This window comes from Sphingobacterium sp. IITKGP-BTPF85, from assembly GCF_001006065.1.
In the GTDB taxonomy this organism is placed as follows: Bacteria; Bacteroidota; Bacteroidia; order Sphingobacteriales; family Sphingobacteriaceae; genus Sphingobacterium; species Sphingobacterium anhuiense.
Genome location: NZ_ASZT02000288.1, coordinates 1 through 1816, shown reverse-complemented (window position 1 = coordinate 1816; position 1816 = coordinate 1). Strand labels below are relative to the sequence as shown.

The window sequence follows — 1816 nt, the reverse complement described above, 5'->3', positions numbered from 1 at the left end:
AAAATATTCCTAGAATTTTTCATGTCTTTTAGCGTGAAATCATCAAATTTATCCAATTCCGAAGTTATTCTGTTATATTCAGTTTTTAAATGCGGAAAGTAGCCGGAAACGAGGATACCGATGTCTTTTTTCCATATAGAACTATTTCTATCTTTAGTTTGCAGATCTCCTTTTTGGTTTTTCCAGACATAATTATATATCTTTTTAAAGCCTTCATTAATAATAATTACAATGTGTTTAGTTGCATATTGGTGTTCATAATCTTCCTCCGCTTTAAGAGCATTCCTGTAAGCACATGCGAGATCCTGTGAGATTAAACCTAATAATATAGAGTATTCTGCTAACTTTCTTGAATGGTTTTCATATTCAGAAATTTCTAGTCCGTGGTCAAATAATTCTTCTTGAATTTTGTCTATTTGTTTAATTTGTCTGATTTGTTGTCTCAGCAAAATTAAGTTTTCACTAGTCATCTTAATATTCAATTGTGAATAAGATAGTATTTCAAGCTTTGTTTTTTCGGTAATAATAATAAAAAACAGATTAGTTTTTTTATTATTGCTTTTAAAAGCGACGTTAGCTGGATTAAGCTAAAATAGTAATCATCTTTAAAATAAATGTTATTAATAGGGGGGCAATCCATATAATTGCTAGAAATTTGTTAAATCTAAAGATAAAGTGATAACATTTTCAATAATAATACTTACTAAAATCTATTTGCTATAAGTTCATCTTATAATACAATAATAGCAAATATAGTGATATGGATATTCAGAATACAATGTAAAGTACAAAAAACAGCTTTTTATATTGCAAGTTTAGTTATAAGTGATATTTGGGTCGTAAAAGAAGGTTAGGAACACTCATTCTGCGATCGCTGAATAGGGTACCATACTTCTGAGGTAAATTATGTTTAGTAAAATGAACTAATTATATGATGATTTATTAATTTCGTGAGAAATACAGATAAATAAAATATAAATTGCAATGTTCTTCTTAAATGTCTATTTCAGCCAATTCAGAGTGATTTGTAGAAATTTAGATTATACTATCGGTAAACAAAAATTATTTATAATAGTAACTACAAATTTATTGGATATGCTCAGTTTAATGTTGAAAAATCTTGGAGATGACAATTGTACTTTACTTGTATTAAATGGGAAGGCTTCAATATGATTATAATATAACCAATTCTTAAAGAATTATATCGATTATTTTGTTTCAGAACCATCATATAAAATGTCTTTCGGTATAATTTCGTTTTGCAAATATTTTACATCGTACTCTGCATTAAATTTGATATTCACAAGTGCCATTGTTTCGTGGTCAAGCCAATTGCCATCTTGATCTTGCATCTGTACTGTCCATTTGTATCCTTTACCTTTTATTGAGTATCCTTTAAGCCTGGCAATCCCTGCCAAACCAAAAGCTATGTAATCTAGCATTTCGTTAGTTTCTTCCTCCGAATTATCAAAATGCCAATGAAAAGGGCCAAAATAAAGCATGTTTTCGCGTCCGCCTAACAGCAGTACAATATCAAAACCTGTGTTTTCGCGTCCAAATATCTTTAGTTCGCTGTCATTTTTCTTACTAAATTTAATATCAGGATATTTTTTCAGTTCTTTAACTACTGTTTGGATAATATTTTGTTCAGTCATTGGTATTTCAAACTTTTTCGATTATTAGATCATAGTTTTATTATTAATAATTGGCATACCGCATATGTGCAACTAAAATTTGTCTAAATATAACAAATCATTGATATTCAAGGCGGACAAAATGAAATTCAATTAAACTAAAATTTATAGTAAATTAAAAC

Annotated in this window: 2 protein-coding genes; both read right to left on the bottom strand. The window is 28.4% G+C overall.

The features are described from left to right. The coding region (locus L950_RS25185) for a hypothetical protein (protein WP_037527262.1) at nucleotides 1-470 on the bottom strand (470 nt) is incomplete at its 3' end. Between the two features lie 738 nt (nucleotides 471-1208). After that, nucleotides 1209-1655, bottom strand: coding sequence for a hypothetical protein (locus L950_RS25180; RefSeq protein ID WP_021191671.1), 447 nt, complete (start codon nucleotides 1653-1655; stop codon nucleotides 1209-1211). Between the last annotated feature and the right edge of the window lie 161 nt (nucleotides 1656-1816).

Excerpts from the sequence above, each read along its gene's own strand:
- L950_RS25180 (WP_021191671.1), bottom strand. The coding sequence starts at position 1,655 with ATGACTGAACAAAATATTATCCAAACAGTAGTTAAAGAACTGAAAAAA.